This window comes from Prevotella sp. E15-22, from assembly GCF_023204875.1.
Lineage (GTDB): Bacteria > Bacteroidota > Bacteroidia > Bacteroidales > Bacteroidaceae > Prevotella.
Genome location: NZ_CP096247.1, coordinates 1,561,045 through 1,578,823, shown reverse-complemented (window position 1 = coordinate 1,578,823; position 17,779 = coordinate 1,561,045). Strand labels below are relative to the sequence as shown.

General features: G+C 55.2%; 15 protein-coding genes. 7 read left to right on the top strand and 8 right to left on the bottom strand.

Annotated features, from left to right (window positions below; genetic code table 11):
* Positions 1–4: 4 nt before the first annotated feature.
* From M1D30_RS06430 to M1D30_RS06415, 4 genes are all read left to right on the top strand, one after another.
* On the top strand, positions 5–481 hold the full coding sequence (locus tag M1D30_RS06430) for an acetyl-CoA carboxylase biotin carboxyl carrier protein subunit (protein WP_248507534.1): 477 nt from the start codon (positions 5–7) through the stop codon (positions 479–481).
* Between the two features lie 89 nt (positions 482–570).
* Positions 571–1,722: a sodium ion-translocating decarboxylase subunit beta gene (locus M1D30_RS06425; protein WP_248507532.1), complete on the top strand. Its 1,152-nt coding sequence runs from the start codon at positions 571–573 to the stop codon at positions 1,720–1,722.
* 18 nt (positions 1,723–1,740) lie between these two features.
* A complete protein-coding gene (locus tag M1D30_RS06420; protein WP_248507530.1) occupies positions 1,741–3,963 on the top strand; it encodes a BamA/TamA family outer membrane protein in 2,223 nt (740 codons plus the stop codon).
* 42 nt (positions 3,964–4,005) lie between these two features.
* Positions 4,006–4,809, top strand: coding sequence for an MBL fold metallo-hydrolase (locus M1D30_RS06415; RefSeq protein WP_248507529.1), 804 nt, complete (start codon positions 4,006–4,008; stop codon positions 4,807–4,809).
* Between the two features lie 144 nt (positions 4,810–4,953).
* On the opposite strand, the gene rpsA is transcribed toward M1D30_RS06415, so the two are convergent.
* The 4 genes from rpsA to M1D30_RS06395 form a co-directional block, all read right to left on the bottom strand.
* Positions 4,954–6,732, bottom strand: a complete 1,779-nt coding sequence (rpsA, locus tag M1D30_RS06410; RefSeq protein ID WP_248507527.1) for a 30S ribosomal protein S1 — start codon at positions 6,730–6,732, stop codon at positions 4,954–4,956.
* Between the two features lie 291 nt (positions 6,733–7,023).
* A complete protein-coding gene (locus M1D30_RS06405; protein WP_248507525.1) occupies positions 7,024–7,620 on the bottom strand; it encodes a response regulator transcription factor in 597 nt (198 codons plus the stop codon).
* A 437-nt stretch (positions 7,621–8,057) separates the two neighbouring features.
* Positions 8,058–8,159, bottom strand: coding sequence for a smalltalk protein (locus M1D30_RS06400; protein WP_248507523.1), 102 nt, complete (start codon positions 8,157–8,159; stop codon positions 8,058–8,060).
* A 55-nt stretch (positions 8,160–8,214) separates the two neighbouring features.
* Positions 8,215–8,649 (bottom strand): DNA-binding protein, encoded by a 435-nt coding sequence (locus M1D30_RS06395; protein ID WP_248507521.1) that lies wholly within the window; start codon positions 8,647–8,649, stop codon positions 8,215–8,217.
* 441 nt (positions 8,650–9,090) lie between these two features.
* Between M1D30_RS06395 and M1D30_RS06390 the strand changes: the two genes are divergently transcribed.
* The 3 genes from M1D30_RS06390 to M1D30_RS06380 all read left to right on the top strand — a co-directional run bounded on the left by M1D30_RS06390 (position 9,091) and on the right by M1D30_RS06380 (position 12,623).
* On the top strand, positions 9,091–9,510 hold the full coding sequence (locus tag M1D30_RS06390) for a hypothetical protein (protein ID WP_248507519.1): 420 nt from the start codon (positions 9,091–9,093) through the stop codon (positions 9,508–9,510).
* A 198-nt stretch (positions 9,511–9,708) separates the two neighbouring features.
* Positions 9,709–12,090, top strand: coding sequence for a DUF3987 domain-containing protein (locus M1D30_RS06385; protein ID WP_248507517.1), 2,382 nt, complete (start codon positions 9,709–9,711; stop codon positions 12,088–12,090).
* Positions 12,091–12,134: 44 nt separating this feature from the next.
* The gene (locus M1D30_RS06380) at positions 12,135–12,623 is read left to right on the top strand and encodes a DUF5675 family protein (RefSeq protein ID WP_248507511.1); all 489 of its coding nucleotides are present in this window, start codon (positions 12,135–12,137) and stop codon (positions 12,621–12,623) included.
* A gap of 109 nt (positions 12,624–12,732) precedes the next feature.
* Here the strand turns inward: M1D30_RS06380 and ispE are convergent, their stop codons facing one another.
* From ispE to M1D30_RS06360, 4 genes are read right to left on the bottom strand one after another with little or no spacing between them, the layout of a single operon-like run.
* Positions 12,733–13,563, bottom strand: coding sequence for a 4-(cytidine 5'-diphospho)-2-C-methyl-D-erythritol kinase (gene ispE / locus M1D30_RS06375; RefSeq protein WP_248507509.1), 831 nt, complete (start codon positions 13,561–13,563; stop codon positions 12,733–12,735).
* Positions 13,564–13,594: 31 nt separating this feature from the next.
* Positions 13,595–14,242: an endonuclease III gene (nth, locus tag M1D30_RS06370; protein ID WP_248507507.1), complete on the bottom strand. Its 648-nt coding sequence runs from the start codon at positions 14,240–14,242 to the stop codon at positions 13,595–13,597.
* Between the two features lie 40 nt (positions 14,243–14,282).
* Positions 14,283–15,788 (bottom strand): hypothetical protein, encoded by a 1,506-nt coding sequence (locus M1D30_RS06365; RefSeq protein WP_248507506.1) that lies wholly within the window; start codon positions 15,786–15,788, stop codon positions 14,283–14,285.
* Positions 15,789–15,792: 4 nt separating this feature from the next.
* On the bottom strand, positions 15,793–17,613 hold the full coding sequence (locus M1D30_RS06360) for a DUF6057 family protein (RefSeq protein ID WP_248507504.1): 1,821 nt from the start codon (positions 17,611–17,613) through the stop codon (positions 15,793–15,795).
* Positions 17,614–17,779 lie beyond the last annotated feature (166 nt).

Here is a 17,779-nt window from a genome sequence, read left to right as displayed (position 1 = left end):
ACCCATGAACAAGTATCAATATAAAGTAAAAGGCGTGGACTACGAAGTTGAAATCGCCGAAGTAGAAGGCAACATTGCCAAGGTAAACGTAAACGGAATCCCCTTCGAGGTGGAACTGCAGAAGCCCATCAATGCCGCCAAGCATCCCACGATGACGGCTCCCAAGGTGCAGGCCCCCCAACCAGCCGCCGCCAAACCCGCAGCCGCACCCGCCGCAGCACCCGCTGCCCAGGCAGAAGCACCCGCAGCCGCACCCGCCGCAGGTGCAGGACAAGCTGTTAAGGCGCCACTTCCCGGCACCATCACCGACATCCGCGTGCAGGTGGGCCAGCAAGTAAGCGCCGGCGACATCGTTTTGGTGCTCGAAGCCATGAAGATGCAGAACAACATCGAGGCCGAGGCCAGCGGTAAGATCAGCGCCATCATGGTGAAGCAAGGCGACTCAGTGATGGAAGGCACCGTATTGCTGACGATAGCATAGCTTAATGTTATACTGTTATAATGTTACATTGTTACAATGTTACAAAGTACATGCGAACGGAAGATATTAACACATAACGATTAAGAATTATGTTTGAGTTTATCATCGACAATTTCAACGAGTTTCTCACCTACACAGGCTTTGCCAATGCCTCGGTGGGCAACTTGATTATGATAGCGGTGGGCGCCCTGTTCATCTATCTTGCCATCAAGAAAGACTTCGAGCCCCTGTTGCTGGTGCCCATCGGACTGGGTATTATCCTGGGAAACATTCCCTTCCGTGCTGATGCAGGCCTGGAGATTGGCCTCTACGAAGACAACTCCGTGCTGAACATCTTCTATCAAGGCGTGCGCCAAGGCTGGTATCCGCCCCTCATCTTCTTGGGCATAGGCGCCATGACCGACTTCTCGGCCCTGCTGGCCAACCCCAAGCTGATGCTCATCGGAGCCGCCGCGCAGTTTGGCATCTTCGGTGCCTACATGCTGGCCCTGGCCCTGGGTTTCGAGCCCAACCAGGCAGCAGGTATTGCCATCATCGGTGGAGCCGACGGCCCCACGGCCATCTTCCTTTCGTCGAAGTTGTCGCCCAACTTGATGGGAGCCATTGCCGTTTGCGCCTATAGCTACATGGCCCTGGTGCCCCTGATCCAGCCCCCACTGATGCGCCTGCTCACCACCAAGAAAGAGCGCGTGATCAAGATGAAGCCCTCGCGCCAGGTGAGTCAAACCGAGCGCATCCTGTTCCCCATCATCGGCCTACTCATCACCACCTTCATTGTGCCCTCGGCCCTGCCACTGCTCGGCATGCTCTTCTTCGGCAACCTGCTGAAGGAAAGCGGCAAGACCACCCGTCTGGCCAAGACAGCCGGCAACGCCCTGAACGACATCGTGGTAGTGCTGCTTGGTCTCACCGTGGGCTGCTCGACGCAGGCCAGCGAGTTCCTCACGCTGAACACCATCTTCATCTTCATCATCGGCGCCTTTGCCTTTGCCATCGCCACGGCCAGCGGAGTGTGCTTCGTTAAGTTGATGAACCTGTTCCTGCCCAAGGACAAGAAGTTGAACCCCCTGATTGGCAATGCCGGTGTGAGTGCCGTGCCCATGGCCGCCCGCATCTCGAACAACCTTGGACTGGAGTACGACCGTCATAACTTCCTGCTGATGCACGCCATGGGACCCAACGTGGCCGGCGTCATCGGTTCTGCAGTTGCGGCAGGCGCATTGTTAGGCTTCCTGTCGTAATACACTTTAAATTAGAATATGAGAAGAGAGTGTCAAGTCGCCATACATCTGCTGAGCATTCTGATCATGCTTTCGTCGTGCTCGAGCACGAAATACGTACCCGATGGAGCGTATCTGCTGAACAAGATGAAGGTCAGTAGCGAAGGCGAGTATCGCGACTTGAACACCCTCGCTTTGCGTTCCTACGTGCGCCAGACGCCCAACCAGCGCTGGTTCTCGCTGTTTAAACTTCCCCTGGCCACCTATTCGCTGTCGGGGCGCGACTCGTCGCTATGGATCAACCGCGCGCTGAAGAAGATGGGCGAGCCCCCCGTGATCTACGACAGCACCCAGACCCAGCGCACCCTGTCGGACCTCACCCAGCAGCTGCTCAACGAAGGATTTTTAAATGCCCGCGTAGAGGCGAGCGAGAAGAAGCACGGCAAGAAGGTTGACCTGACCTATCTGCTGAAGCCCGGTGAACCCTATTTCGTGCATCGCATAGACTACGCCATCGAAGACACGGCCATTGCCCGCATGCTGTCGGAGCAAGACTCCACGAAGAGCATCATCAAGGCCGGCATGAAGTTCGACGTGGCCCGACTGGATGCCGAGCGCAAGCGCATCACCAAGTTGCTGAGCGACAGCGGCTACTACCGTTTCCACAAAGACTACATCACCTATATCGCCGACACCTTGGGCGGTTCGCGACTCATCGACCTCACCCTGCGACTGCAGGAGTATCAGCAGCCCGACATGACCACCATGCCCCACACGCGCTATTGGATACGCCATATCGACCACGTGAGCGGCGACAAGAACGACCCCCGCATACACCTGCGCCACCACGTGCTGCAGGAGTGCACCCACCTGAAGGAAGGCGAGCCCTATTCCGCCACAGGACTGCAGAACACCTACAACCACTTTGGCCGACTGCAGGCTGTGAAATACACCAATATCACCTTTAGCCAGGTGCCCCAGACCGACTCGCTCGACTGCACCGTGCAACTGCAAACCAACAAGGCATCGACCATCAGTTTCCAGCCCGAAGGCACCAACACCGCTGGCGACCTGGGCGCCGCCGCCTCGCTCACCTATCAGAACCGCAACCTGTTTCGCGGCAGCGAGGTGCTCAGCATACAGCTGCGCGGCGCCTACGAAGCCATCAAGGGACTGGAAGGCTACTCGAACCAAGACTTCGTGGAATATAGTGCCGAGGCCCGCCTGCAGTTTCCCCGCTTCATCTCGCCCTTCATCAACAACCGCGTGCGCCAGAACGTGAACGCCACCAGTGAGGTGTCGCTGCTCTACGACCTCCAGGACCGCCCCGAGTTTCACCGCCGCCTCCTGTCGGCCGCGTGGCGCTATAAGTGGAGTTTCCCTAATCGCAACGACCGCTTCCAGCTCGACGTGCTCGACCTGAACTACGTCTTCATGCCCTGGATATCGAGCACCTTCCGCCAGATGTATCTTGACAACGACAACACCAGCAATGCCTTTCTTCGCTACAACTACGAAGACCTCTTCATCACGAAGATAGGCTTTGGCTATTCATGGAGCAAGAACAACACCGCGCTGAAGACCAACATCGAGAGCTCGGGCAACCTGCTGTCGTTGGGCGCCAAGACCTTCGATGCCGAGAAAGACGAGATGGGTCACTACCGCCTTTTCAATATAGCCTTCGCACAATATGCCAAGTTCGACTTCGACCTGAGTCACTCGCTCCAGATAGACAACAACAACCAACTGGTGCTGCACATGGGCTTCGGCATAGCCTATCCCTATGGCAACTCCAACGTGCTGCCCTTCGAGAAGCGCTATTTCTCGGGCGGTGCCAACAGCGTTCGCGGCTGGACCGTGCGCTCGCTGGGCCCCGGCAAATACAAAGAGAAGGACGGCCGCATCAACTTCATCAATCAGACCGGCGATGTGAAGATTGACCTCAACGCCGAATACCGCACCAAACTGTTCTGGAAGTTCAGCGGTGCTCTGTTCGTGGATGCCGGCAACGTGTGGACCCTGCGCAACTACGAGGCACAGCCCGGCGGACAGTTTCATCTGAAGGACTTCTACGAGCAGTTGGCCGCCAGCTACGGACTGGGTCTGCGCCTTAACTTCGACTACTTCATCCTGCGTTTCGACATGGGTATGAAGGCCGTGAACCCCGCCTACGAGATAGAGGACGACGAGCATTACCCCATACTCAAGCCCCGTCTCGGTCGCGACTTCGCTTTCCACTTTGCCGTGGGAATGCCCTTCTAAGAAGACACCAATTAGAATTCAATAGATAGAAAAAGAAATACTATGTTACGATTCATATCATTTGGAAGTGGAAGCAGTGGCAACTGCTACCTGCTATATACCGACACCGACGCGCTGATCATAGACGCAGGCGTGGGCATCCGCACGCTGAAGAAGCATGTGCGCGACTACGGACTCAGCTTGTCGAAGGTGCGCCACGTGCTCATCACCCACGACCATGCCGACCACATCAAGTGCGTGGGCAGCATGAGTCACGAGCTGCAGGTGCCCATCTATGCCACGAAGACCGTGCACAGCGGCATCGACCGCAACTACTGCGTGGCGCGCAAGGTTGACGCCTCGCTGCGCCGCTATGTCGAGCCGGGCGTTGCCCAGCAGCTGGGCGAGTTTACCGTGACGCCCTTCACCGTGCCCCACGACAGCAGCGACAACGTGGGCTATTTCGTTGAGACCGCTGACACCAACTTCTGTCTGATGACCGACGTGGGACGCGTGACCGACGAGATGGCCGAGTATATCGGTCGTGCCCACTACCTGGTGATAGAGGCCAACCACGACAAGGAGATGCTGCAGCAGGGCTCATACCCGCAGTTTCTGAAAGACCGCATCACCAGCGGCTCGGGCCATCTGAACAACGAGCTCTGCGGCGAGGCCATTGCCAAGAACATGGGCGAGCACCTGCGCCACGTATGGCTGTGCCACCTGTCGGAAGAGAACAACCATCCCGAGTTGGCCCGCAAGACCGTTGAGACCGTGCTGCGTTCGTATGGCATCGTGGCCGGCAAGGACTTCGAACTCGAAGTGCTCAAGCGCACCAAGCCCACAGGCATCTTTGAGCTAGTGTAGCGTGTAACGTGTAACTCCTTAATGTTATACTGTTATACTGTTACATTGTTACAACACTAAACACTAAACAAAGAACAAAATAAAAGAAGGACACCCGATTTTCATCGGATGTCCTTTTTGTTATCAGATAGGATAGGGGAGAGATTACTCGCCCTTCTCCATCTGAGCCTTCAGATTGGCCAGAACGTCCAAGTCACCCAGAGTGGTGCTTGCAGCAACGTTCTCAATCTTAGGAGTATCGTCCTTCTTGGCAGCACGAGTCTTCTTCTGAGCAGCCTTCTCCTCACGCTTCGGATCCTCGAAGGTGCGGCTGTGGCTCAGGATGATGCGCTTGCTGTCCTTGTTGAACTCGATCACCTTGAACTCGAGCTCCTCGCCCTGCTGGGCCTGTGAGCCGTCCTCCTTAACGAGGTGCTTAGGAGTAGCGAAGCCCTCAACGTTCTCCTCGAGAGAAACAACGGCGCCCTTCTCCAGAACCTCAGTGATCTTACCAGTGTGGATTGAACCAACGGTATACTTCTCCTCGAATACATCCCAGGGGTTGTCCTCCAGCTGCTTGTGGCCGAGGCTCAGGCGACGGTTCTCCTTGTCGATGTCGAGAACGACAACGTCGATCTGCTCGCCAACCTTGGTAAACTCAGAGGGGTGCTTCACCTTCTTGGTCCAGCTCAGGTCGCTGATGTGGATCAGGCCGTCAACACCCTCCTCGAGCTCAACGAATACGCCGAAGTTGGTGAAGTTGCGAACCTTAGCGGTGTGCTTGCTGCCAACGGGGTATTTCACCTCGATAGCCTCCCAGGGATCTTCCTTCAGCTGCTTGATGCCCAGTGACATCTTGCGCTCCTCGCGGTCCAGAGTCAGGATCACTGCCTCTACCTCGTCGCCCACCTTCATGAACTCCTGAGCTGAGCGCAGGTGCTGGCTCCATGACATCTCAGAAACGTGGATCAGACCCTCAACGCCGGGCTGAACCTCAACGAATGCACCGTAGTCGGCGATAACAACCACCTTACCCTTGATGTGGTCGCCCACCTTGAGGTTAGCGTCCAGAGCATCCCAGGGATGAGGAGTGAGCTGCTTCAGACCCAGAGCAATGCGCTTCTTCTCCTCGTCGAAGTCGAGGATAACCACGTTGATCTTCTGGTCGAGCTCCACAACCTTCTTGGGATCGTCTACGCGGCCCCAGCTCAGGTCGGTGATGTGGATCAGTCCGTCTACACCACCCAGGTCTACGAATACACCGTAAGAAGTGATGTTCTTGACAGTACCCTCCAGAATCTGACCCTTCTCCAGGCGAGAGATGATCTCCTGCTTCTGAGCCTCGAGCTCCTGCTCGATGAGGGCCTTGTGACTTACAACCACGTTGCGGAACTCCTGGTTGATCTTCACGATCTTGAACTCCATGGTCTTGCCCACGAACTGGTCGTAGTCGCGTATGGGGTGAACGTCGATCTGGCTGCCGGGCAGGAAGGCCTCGATACCAAATACGTCAACGATCATACCACCCTTGGTGCGGCACTTGATGTAGCCCTGTACAATCTCCTGTGCCTCAAGAGCCTCGTTCACGCGATCCCAAGCCTTGCTCAGGCGTGCCTTCTTGTGTGAAAGCACCAGCTGGCCTTTCTTGTCCTCAGCGGTCTCCACGTAAACTTCTACTACGTCGCCCTCTTTCAGCTCGGGGTTGTAGCGGAACTCTGCAGCGGGGATGATACCGTCGCTCTTGTAGCCGATGTTAACGACTACCTCTTTCTTGTCAACCGAGATGACTTTACCCTCAACCACCTGATGATCGGCTACCTTGTTCAGGGTCTCATCGTAGGCCTTGTCGAGCTCTTCCTTGCTGATGTTGGCCACGGTGCCATTTTCAAACTCGTCCCAGTTGAAGTCCTGCAACGGCTGAACGTTCTTTGTTAATTCTGACATAAATTTAATTTTCGCCCTTTAGTGGGCATTGTTTGTTGTCTGACCAGGCGTTCTCAGACAGTTTAATGGGTTAATATTTCATAGGCACCAGCGCCTGTTCCGGCACCTACCGCCCCGTCGTGGGGCATAAAACGGGTGCAAAGGTACTCAAATTTTTTTAGACTTGAGCACGCTTCACCTTATATATATATAATATTTAAGAAATTTTAAGAATGTTCATTGTTCATTGTACATTGTTCATTGTACATTGTTCATTGTACATTGTACATTGTACATTGTTCATTGTACATTTCAAATCTTATTAATGTCAACGTAGCCATGCGTCACGGCATAGATGGTGAGGGCCGACACGCTCTTCATGCCCAGCTTCTCCATAATCTTGCGGCGGTGGGTCACCACGGTGGCCAGTCCGATGTTCAGCTTGTCGGCAATCTCCTTGTTGATGCAGCCCTGCACGATGAGTGCCATCACCTCTATCTCTCTGTCGCTCAGTATCTTCTGCTGAAGCACCGGGGGCATGGGCGGCATGTTGCGGCCGCCGCCGTGGGCCATCTGCTGCAGGGTGAGGAGCTGGCGCACCAGCTGGTCTTCGGGCACGTTGATGCAGATGGAGTGAAACTCGGCCAACTGACTGCTGGAGGCCAGCGAGAGCGTGAGCACAATGGTCTTGCGGCGGTGGTCACTGAAGAACGCGCGGTTTTCCAGCACAATGTTCATCGCCACGAAATAGTGCATGTATTGCTCGGGGTTGTTGGCCGTGAGTTCGGTCATGGTGCCATAGGTGTCAACGGTCATGATGGGCATCACCGTTTGGAGCAGTTGTTTCAGTCCCAGCACCGACAGGGTGTTGGCATCAACGATGGCTATTTTTGGACGTGTATAATTCATTCGGCTGCAAAGTTACGAAGATTCTGCGACACGCGCAACTAAATCTGTATCAATAAGTTCTACAAATAGCCCCAAAAGGGTTAATAAAGATTAAAACTCGAATAAATATTAGTGTAAAACGCACCATGTTTCGCTAAATCTTACTATATTTGCACAGTGTTTTTCATGGTATTAGATTATTAAGGTTAATTCGAAGATTGATTGTCGTGAGATAAGCAATCTTCCCCAAAATCGATTGGTTGTTAATTTCAATCGAAAGTAATTAAGTAAAGAGAGGGAGCCTGAGAAGGTTCCCTCTTTTGCTTTTCAGAGATTGTAACTCCTTAATGTGATACTGTTCTTTTCAGAGATTGTAACTCCTTAATGTGATACTGTTATAATGTTATTTTGTGGCACTCCAAAAACTCCTATTTATCATAATGCCGATTCTGATACTTTTATGTATGACTCATGCAACTGGTGGTTCCAATGGTTGTGAGTACGGCGGTGATGATGCTGACAATCACCTGGAGAACGGTTTTCCATCCTGAATTCTTCATTTGCTTCTGAATTTTTTAATCGTTAATAACTTGCTTTTTCCTTGGCTTCCGATTTTTAATCGTTAGTAACTTCCTCCTTCTTGGAGTCTGGATCGATGTACTGACGTGCCTCGCGCAGGTGGCCGTCGCGTGTGATCATCGAACGCGTAAACTTGCCAGTGGCTCGCGCGCGCATGTATGCGCTTTTAATGTTGGCCGTGGTAAACAGCTCGGGCTTGTCGACACCTTCGCTCTTGATGCCCACAGAGAAGATGGCCAGGTCGGGAATCTTCACTGCGCGGCCGTCGAGCACCAGCTCGCGAATGCAACTCACCATGTCGGTCAGGATGCCCTTGACAACGCCCTTCGAAAACGGTGTGTGGTGACTGGCCATGTGCTCGGCCAACTCGTCGAGGCCCACCGTGCTCACGGTCACCGTGCGTGCATACCACTTGCAGTAAGCCTTCGACTCCATGTTCTTGTTTTGATACTTTTCGTAGATAAGACTCATAATGTTTGAATTAAATTAAAATGGTTAAGGTTTATGTCTGAATGACGATGCAAAGTTAGCCAATTTTCGTCCGAATAGCAAATTGAGGGCCCTGCGAGGTGTGAATAATCGTTAAAAGTTTGTACAATATATTTGGAAGTTGGAAACATGTTGTTTTGGGTCAAAATGTAACATTGTAACATTGTAACAATATAACAGTATCACATTAAGGAGTTACGACCCAAGGTGTAATATATTATATATATTATAATATATATAATATATTAAGGCATTAGTACAGGGTGCAGAGTACAGGGTGCACCACCTCGGCCAAATTATTCTGAAAACCGCTTAGTGTTATACTGTGGCGCTGTTACATTGTGGCACGTAAAAGAAATTTCCACGCGCAGAATTTGCAAGTTCTCAGAAAAATCCGTACCTTTGCATCGCTTAATTAAAACTATGCGAAAACAACGCAAAAACAAAAACATATCCATCAATGGGTGCGGCACGGTAAATTTTACCACCGCACCCATTACAGTAAATATCGAAAATTGTATTATCAATATCCCTGACTCGAGACCCACACGGAGCGAGTCGGCCAGTAGTCCGTTAACCATCTCGGACGACGCCCACCAGCAACTGATGGCGCGCCTCTCCCCTATCTTCTATGGCATCGAGGACTACGTGGACGAGTTTCTCAAGCAGGCCAAGGTGGCCGATTCGCAGCACGTGATAAGGATTGTGAAGCAGATGGTGGCCGAGCATAAGATATCGGACATCTCGTGCCGCCGCACCCTGTGGCAGGTGCTCCACGAGTTCGAACTCTATACCAGAAGCGAGTCGAACTGGAACCAGCAGATGCGGAAGAAAGAGAAGTAAACTGTTACAGTCTACTGTTATTCACTGTTATTCACTGTTATTTTTCATAATTTTAGCACACCACGGCCCCATTCGTCAGGTCGTTAGGGAAAACGTGTGTACCTTTGCATCGTCGGACAGCCACCGAAAACGAAACCCGACTGTTCGGCCTAGGAATCATAAATACCCATTAATTTAACAAACAAAGGTTAAAAGATTATGACACAGACCATTAACCAACCGGCCACCATGGCCATGAACCCACGCCAGACGCCCGAGCAGAACCGCGCCTATGTGGGTACGTACAGCCTGAGCGAGTACAACAAACTGACGCGCAGCGAACAGCTGAAAACACTGGCCCGCGACATTGCCGCCGCCACCAGCGAGGAGCAGCAGCGACAGCTGAAGAGCAGACTGCCCTACCGCTGCCCCCACTACACCCGCTTCACGGACAACCACCGCGACCGCCAGCACATCGACCCCGAGAGTTTCACGTTTATGACCTGCGTGGACATCGACGATGCAGCGCTGGTGGACAAGGCCAACGAGATGTCGGAGCGACTGGACATGAAGATTGGCGGACCGTGGCAGGGCATGATGCTGCACAAGGACTATTCCGCCCGCCGCAAACTGCACATCGACATCCGGCTGCCCGTGGGCATGACCGTGGCCGAGGCCCAGCGCGCCTATTGCGAGGCACTGGGTGTGGAGCCCGACACCAGCTGCTTTACGCCCGAGCGCGCCATCTTCATCACGCCCGACACGTATGAGATCTATCGTGCCGACGGCTGGTACGAACCCCTACCCGACCGCGACATCGCTCTGCGCCGCAAGGCCTACACCGACCGCGGACTCACCATCGACGGCCGAACCAAGGAGGGCGCGTATTATGATGGTAAGTCGCTCAGCAGCAGCACGTTCGGCAGCCACGAGCAAGACATCTCACATCTTTCATCTCTCATCTCTCATCTTTCCTTCAAAGGCATCCCCTACTCCGCCATCATCGCCGAATACTGGCAGCGCACGGGCGGCGAGCCCCAGACGGGCGAAAGGAATGTGAAGTTGCACAAACTGGCCGTGAACCTGCGCGCCATCTGCGACAACCATCCCGACGTGCTGATGCAGGTGATGCCCCGCTTCGGACTCACCGACATGGAGCTGCGCCAGGTGGTGGAGTCGGCCTGCAAAGAGCCCACGAAGGGCTCCCGACTGATGGATCAGATTGTGGACCAGCTGTCGAAAAAGACCGAAGAACCCGAGGTGGCCGACACCATCGACGAAGCCCTCGAAGCCGAGACAACCACCGTCGCCGAGCCCGCATCGCCCCTGGCCGCGCTGCACACGAAGCTGCCCATAGGCCTCAAAGAGAGTCTGGTGGGCGTGCCCCCGTCGATGCACATGCCCGTGCTCTGCGCCGTGATGCCCATTGCGGCCGCCTATGCCGACCAGGTGAGCGTGGAATATTGCGACGGCAACATGCAGCAACTGGGACTGATGGCCATCGTCAGGGGCGAGCAGGCCTCGGGCAAGAGCGTGTGTAAGATGGCCGTCGACCTGTGGAAGCGCCTGATGGATGCCGAGGATGCCGTGAGTCGCAAGCGCGAGGAAGCCTGGCGCGAGCAGAAGAAGAACCGCAAGGCCAACGAGAAAGCACCCGACGACCCCCACGTGCTGATTCGCGTGGTGCCCGTGACGGTGAGTTGCTCAACGCTGCTGAAGCGACTGAAGAATGCGCAGGGCCACACGCTCTTTTCCTTTGGCGAGGAGCTCGACACGCTGCGCAAGACCAACGGCGCGGGGTCGTGGTCGAGCAAGTACGACATCTACCGACTGAGTTTTGACCATGGCGAATGGGGTCAGGACTACAACTCGGACATGGCCGAGAGTGGCATGGTGAACGTGGCCTACAACTGGACCATGCTGGGCACGAACGGTGCGCTGCGCAAGTGCTTCAGAAGCGACAACATCGAGAATGGACTCTCGTCGCGCGTGCTGGTGGCCGAGATGCCCGACGCCTCGTTCCAGAAGATGCCTAAGTTCCACAAGCGCTCGGCCGCCGAGGAAGGACGCATCAGTCAGGCCGCGGAACTGCTTCGCCGATGGCAGGGCGTGGTCAACGTGCCCCGCCTGCGCCGCACCATCGAGCAGTGGGTCGAGGAGAAACGCATCGAGGCCGCCAAGGACATAGACCACGTGAAGGACACCTATCGCAAGCGTGCGGCCGTGATCGGCTTTCGTTGTGGCGTGGTGTTCCATCTGCTGGAGAACGGCATGCGCGAGAGTAAGGCCATGCGCGAGAGTAAGGCTTGTCAGGACTTTGCCGTCACCATGGCCGAGTACTGTCTGGAGCAGCAGATGAAGGCCTTCGGCCATGCGCTGAGTAAGGAGTTTGTGGTGGCCGAGGAGGAATGCCAGCGTCGCAGTGCCAACCATTCGGTGTTCGACGAGCTGCAGCCCGAGTTCACCCTCGACCATCTGCGCCAGCTGAAGCGCGGCGTCTGTTCCGACAAGTCATTGCGCATGATCATCTCACGCTGGCTGCGCGACGGCTGGATCGAGAAGGTGGGCACACAGTGCTGGCGAAAAAAGGATAGTTTTTAAATGTGTAACAATGTAACAGTATAACAGTATAACATTAAGGAGTTATGGAACTGATATTAAAAAGAAAATTCAAGAAAGAAAAGTATACCATCGGTCATCTGTACATCCGTCAGGAAGTGAGCACCGAACTGGTCACCTATCAGAAAGACCAGTATTTCTGCGACACGCTGGAGCCGCCCGTACTCGAACAGAAGGACACCACACTCGACATGGGACAGCTGATGCGCACCCGCTCGGCCGACAAGGTAAGGAACCTAAAGCCCTTCGCCATTCCGCCCGGTCGCTATGCCGTGGTGATCACGTGGAGCCCCAGGTTCAACAAATGGCTGCCCCTGCTGCTGGGCGTGCCCCTGTTCGAAGGCATCCGCATGCATCCCGGCAACTCGGCCGCCGACACCGAGGGCTGCATCCTGCTGGGCCGCAACCAACTGGTGGGCCTCGTGCTGGAATCGCGCAAGTGGGTCTATGAACTGAAGCAGCGAATCGTCGAGGCGAAGAAGCAAGGTGAAGGGGTGTGGATTACGATTGAATGAACAATGAACAATGAACAATGTACAATGAACAATGTACAATGAACAATGAACAATGTACAATGAACAATGTACAATGAACAATGTACAATGTACAATGTACAATGCACAATTAACCCTTAACCACTTTCTTGTACATCCCCTGGAACTCGCCCTCAAGGGCGGGTTCTTTTTTGAATATGCCGAACAGGGCGCTGCCGCTGCCACTCATGGCCGCATAGACGGCACCGAGGTCGTAGAGGCGCTGCTTCACGGCGCCAATCTCGGGATGCAGGGCGAAGACACTCTCTTCGAAGTCGTTCACCAGCTCGTGGCGCCAGGTGTCGATGGGCTGTCGCACAATGTCCAGGCAGTTTTTCGCGGGCATATGTGGCGTGATGCGTGAAAAGGCCTCCTTCGTGGGCACGGGAATATTGGGGCGCACGATGGCCAGATAGTAGTCCTTCAAACTCAGTTCGATGGGGGTCAACTTCTCGCCGATGCCCTCGGCATAAGCGGGGCGGTTGAGAATGAAGATGGGGCAGTCGGCACCCAGGCGGGCAGCCCTGTCGATGAGTTGCTGCTGGGTGAGTCTGAGGCTGAACATGCGGTTCAACAGCAGGAGCATGGCGGCACAATCGCTGCTGCCCCCGCCCATGCCTGCCTGCGTGGGTATGTCCTTGCGCAGGTGGGCGTGCACGCGCGGCATATCAGGGAACTCGCTCTTCAGCATGTTGTAGGCCCTCACCACGAGGTTGCGCTGCTCGTCGCCCTCCACGGCGATGTTCGTCACCTTGAGGTCGCAGTCCACCTCCGAGGGGAAGGCGGCATCCATCTCGTGCACCTCGAGGGCGTCGGTAAGCGGCACGGGCATGAACACGGTCTGCAAGTTATGATAGCCGTCGGGCCGACGCTCAACAACGTTCAGTCCGAGGTTTATTTTTGCAAGGGGGAATGTAATCATATGTTTTTTTTTAGAGTTCATAGTTCATAGTTCATAGTTTAGAGTTCAGCGGATAGCTCTTGCAGGCTTCCTTGATTTCGCATTGATGGCAATGGGGCGCGCGGGCGGTGCACACATAGCGGCCGTGAAGCAGCAGCCAGTGGTGGGCCAGCGACAGCACATCCTCGGGCAGGTGTCGGCGCAGGGTGGTTTCGACCTTGAGCGGCGTGTTGTCGGCAGGAGCAACGAGTCCCAGTCGGTGACTCACCCGAAAGACGTGCGTATCCACGGGCATGGCTTGTCCGCCAAAGGCCACGGCCACCATCACGTTGGCGGTCTTGCGCCCCACCCCGGGCAACTGCATCAGCTCGTCGATGGTGGCGGGCACGGCGCCTTGGTGTTGCGCCATGAGCAGGCGCGCCATCTGAACCAGGTGCCTACTCTTGGCGTTGGGGTAACTCACACTGCTGATGTATTCCAGCACCTCGTCGGGCTCGGCCTCGGCCATGGCGCGGGCATCGGGATAGCGGGCAAAGAGTGCGGGCGTCACCTGGTTGACGCGCTTGTCGGTGCACTGGGCACTGAGCATCACGGCCACCAGCAGTTGGAACGTGCTGCCGTAGCATAGCTCGGTGTCGGCCTCGGGCATCTCGCGCCTAAAGTGGTCGACCACATAGCGGTATCGTTCTTCGCGTCGCATCGTTGTTCGCGGTCTTTTTATTTCGTCAGTTTTCGATGGGTTATTTCGTCAGTTTCTCAACATACTCCACGGGGTCGCCGTCCTCGTTTCGGAGCACGTCGGCAAAGTCGGTGGCCTTGAAGCGCACGGGGCCGCGCATAAACTCGGGTATGTTGTAGCTCTTCATAAACTGGCGGTGATACTCGGGGTCGGCCTGCGGCAGGACAAAGGCCTTGGTGCTGTGGCCCTGGGCATCGACATGGGCAATGAACGGGCGGGTGTAGTTGCCGTCCTCGCGCCTACTGCTCACCACCATCCAGCGGCCGTTGCTCGACCATGAGTGATAGCTCTCGGTGTTGTCGGAGTTGATGCCGTCCATGCGGCGTGCCTGGCCCGTGGTCAGGTCCATCAGCCATAGGTCGGCCTCGTGGTGCCAGATGTGGAACACGCCATAGTTGCCCAAGGCAAACACCAGGAAGCGGCCGTCGGGCGACAGGCGCGGCAGCGTGGCACTCTTGCCCATGGCGACAGCGTCGAACACCAGTTGGCGGGGCCCGAAGGTCATCGTCTCTGAATCAAAACTCTTCTTATAGATGTTGTATTTGATTTCCTGGGTGCGCAGGATCACGTCGGCCTCGTGGTCAACGCTATCGCTAAACTCGAAGTGGGCGCTGCAGTAGTAGAGCGTGCGACCGTCGGGGGCCCAGAAGGGATAGACCTCAAACTCGGTGGTGTCGGCCTCGATGGTGGTCACCTGGTTTTTCTTCACGTCGTAGGCAATGAGGTCGCTGGCGGAATCGAACACCTCAATCTTGTTGCGGTGGGCAGTATGAAAGCTCTGTCCGGTGTGGTTCGTCGAGAAGACCACGAGGGGCAGCGTGGGGTGCCATGTGGGATAGACGCCGGCCGAGATGATGCTGTCGTGGCGCATGTTGATCTTGCGCACCTGACCGTCGTAGGCAATGATGGTACCGCCCATATTCTGGCGGGCGTGAAACAGCATGCGGTCGGGGTTGTACTGCTGATAGTTGTGGCAGTTGACGCACTGGCCGCTCTTCTCGGTGCTGCACAGCATGTTGTCCACCATCACGCGCTCGTCGTAGTTCTCCAGGCAGCGCTGGTTCAGGGTGAGCTCTTCGTAGGTGACGTAGGAGGGCGAGATGAGTCGGTAGCTGAGCCAGGGGTCGATGCTATCCGTAGACACGTGGAAGGCAAACTGCTGATAGCGCTTCCATTGATCGTCGCTATAGCGGGCATAGACATCGACGGTGATGTCGCGGCCCTTGGACTGCTGGAGCAACTCGTGCCATTCGTCGATGTCGGGCTGCACCTTGTCGCCGCCCACAATCAGCTGGTTGTCGCCGCACGCAAGTCGGGCCACCACCTCGAGGGCGTCGTCGTTCATCATAAACGTGAGGGGCGCTATGTTCACGGGGATGGTCACGTCGGTATAGTCGGGATAGATATCGGGCTGAGCATTGACGGTGGTATAAGTCTGGGGCACACTGGCGCCGCCGCACGACATCAGCGCGAGGACGGCCATGAGGGTGTATATCAGGTGTTTCATCGGTTTAATAAATCTTTTGGTTTCTAATCAGGAAGTACTCGTAGTAGAAGGTGCGGCCAAAGCGGGGATAGAAGATGGGCTTCATCTGCTCTTCGCTCATGCCGACATACTGCTGGGCCATCTTCATAAACTCGTCGTAGTTCTTTTTCACATCATCGTCGAAGGGCATGCGACTGATGTCAACCTGGTGCTCCAGATGGCCGTAGAGATAGGCGGCCTCCTGATAGTGCTTGGGCATGTGCTGGCCCGGGTGGAGCGAGGCATAGTTGAAGAAGCGGGGCCAGAAGAGGGCGATGTCTTTCTTCCACATGGCCGACAGGAGGGTGAGCTCCTGAACCAGCGGGTCTTTGGTGTTGATGTCCATGAGCACGCTCATCAGATACATCTCGATCATGCCGTTGTCGGTGCCCAGGTGGTCGTCCTTCATCAGCAGTCGGCGGATGATGGCGTAGTCTTTGTCGGTCTTCATCTTCTCGGGATGATTGACGAAGGCTTCCTGCTGCAGGGCCCAGTCGCGATGGAAGCGGGTGTGCTTCAGCAGGTTGATATATTTGCGGGCCACTTCATATTCGCCATTCACCAGGGCGCAGCGGGTCATCAGCTTCAGGTACTCGGCGCGCCAGCCATACTCCACCCCATCCTCGAGGCACCAGCGATAGCAATAGTTGGCCTGGCCATACTGATAATAGATGGCGCAGCCCACCACCTGGGTCATATATACACGGAAAGGGGCTTCGGCTTTCTTAGCACCGGTGCGATAGTGGTACATCTCGTCGCCCTGACGGCCCAATCGGAACAGGGCCAGGTTCTTCATCATCACTATGGCGCGGGTGGGTTCTTCGTCGAGGTTGGCGGCTGCACGCAGCATGTCTTCCCACTGACTGTTGTCCATGGCGCGGCGCATCTGCAGCTCTTTCTCGAAGTTGGCATCGTGATACCAGAAATGGTGGGCACACGCCACGCACACCCCCACGAGCAGCACCTGACAGCCCAGCCACACGGGCAGGCGGTTGAAGAGCTTTTCTATCTGCTGGGGCATGGGCAGGGCCATCACCACATAGCTCACACCTATTAATATAAAGGGCAGGTAGTATTGGTTGTACTGCTCCTCCAACTGGAACATGGGCAGGGCACTCATGTAGATGTAGTCGAGGTTGGTCTGATAATAGACGAAAGCATAAAAGAGTCGGGGCACCACAATCACGGCTGCCAAAGCCACAACGGTGGTGGCGAGGCGCATCCACAGCGTCGCATCATTCAATCGCCACACGAGCACACCCATCAGCAGAACAATGAGCAGTCCGTAGGCACCAAGCAAGGGATAGAGCATCAGGGGCAGCACGGCGGTCATTACCAGTCGCACCATGCGGGGCATCAGTCGCCAGCCCCAGAGCACGGCCATGCCTAAGGTGAGGGCGATGGTGGGCACGAAGAAATAGCCGCGCAGTTTCATGTAGTATATCCAATAGCCCATCTGCATGTTGGCGGCCAGCAGCAGGGCCACGGGAACGGCCAGCAGCAGGCACCACTTCATGGGCACCTTCAGGGCCTTGGCCGACAGCCACACGAGCAGCATCCACCAAGCGCACACGATGAGCACGCCCTGCCACGCATAGAAGAAGTACTGGGTGAAATAGGTGCCAAGATAGGTGAGCAGGCCGCCGGGCACCACCAGTTGCTGCTTGAAGAACAGACTGGTGTCCATAAAGAGGTTCAACTCCTGCAGTTTCCACAGCTGATTGTCCTCATAGGTCAGCAGACTCCACCCTGCCAAACACAGCAGCACAGCAACCAATGCAATGGGTAGGTATTTTAATAGTTTCATATTCTATAGTTTTTTAGCCGTGCAAAGGTACACATTTTATCACAATGCACAAACCTTTTCACTCTTTATTTTTCACTTTTGCCACAATGTAACAATATAACAGTATAACAATAAGCACTTTCCACATGCAAAACTGTCCAATAACCTCTCACATATAACCCCTCAC

Bases quoted from the DNA above. Each gene is read 5' to 3' on its own strand.
- M1D30_RS06400 (WP_248507523.1), bottom strand. From the start codon at position 8,159: ATGAAGAATTCAGGATGGAAAACCGTTCTCCAGGTGATTGTCAGCATC.
- M1D30_RS06430 (WP_248507534.1), top strand. From the start codon at position 5: ATGAACAAGTATCAATATAAAGTAAAAGGCGTGGACTACGAAGTTGAA.
- M1D30_RS06405 (WP_248507525.1), bottom strand. From the start codon at position 7,620: ATGAATTATACACGTCCAAAAATAGCCATCGTTGATGCCAACACCCTG.
- M1D30_RS06395 (WP_248507521.1), bottom strand. From the start codon at position 8,649: ATGAGTCTTATCTACGAAAAGTATCAAAACAAGAACATGGAGTCGAAG.
- M1D30_RS06425 (WP_248507532.1), top strand. From the start codon at position 571: ATGTTTGAGTTTATCATCGACAATTTCAACGAGTTTCTCACCTACACA.
- M1D30_RS06420 (WP_248507530.1), top strand. From the start codon at position 1,741: ATGAGAAGAGAGTGTCAAGTCGCCATACATCTGCTGAGCATTCTGATC.
- M1D30_RS06365 (WP_248507506.1), bottom strand. From the start codon at position 15,788: ATGAAACACCTGATATACACCCTCATGGCCGTCCTCGCGCTGATGTCG.
- M1D30_RS06360 (WP_248507504.1), bottom strand. From the start codon at position 17,613: ATGAAACTATTAAAATACCTACCCATTGCATTGGTTGCTGTGCTGCTG.
- M1D30_RS06380 (WP_248507511.1), top strand. From the start codon at position 12,135: ATGGAACTGATATTAAAAAGAAAATTCAAGAAAGAAAAGTATACCATC.
- M1D30_RS06385 (WP_248507517.1), top strand. From the start codon at position 9,709: ATGACACAGACCATTAACCAACCGGCCACCATGGCCATGAACCCACGC.
- rpsA (WP_248507527.1), bottom strand. From the start codon at position 6,732: ATGTCAGAATTAACAAAGAACGTTCAGCCGTTGCAGGACTTCAACTGG.
- M1D30_RS06415 (WP_248507529.1), top strand. From the start codon at position 4,006: ATGTTACGATTCATATCATTTGGAAGTGGAAGCAGTGGCAACTGCTAC.
- ispE (WP_248507509.1), bottom strand. From the start codon at position 13,563: ATGATTACATTCCCCCTTGCAAAAATAAACCTCGGACTGAACGTTGTT.
- nth (WP_248507507.1), bottom strand. From the start codon at position 14,242: ATGCGACGCGAAGAACGATACCGCTATGTGGTCGACCACTTTAGGCGC.
- M1D30_RS06390 (WP_248507519.1), top strand. From the start codon at position 9,091: ATGCGAAAACAACGCAAAAACAAAAACATATCCATCAATGGGTGCGGC.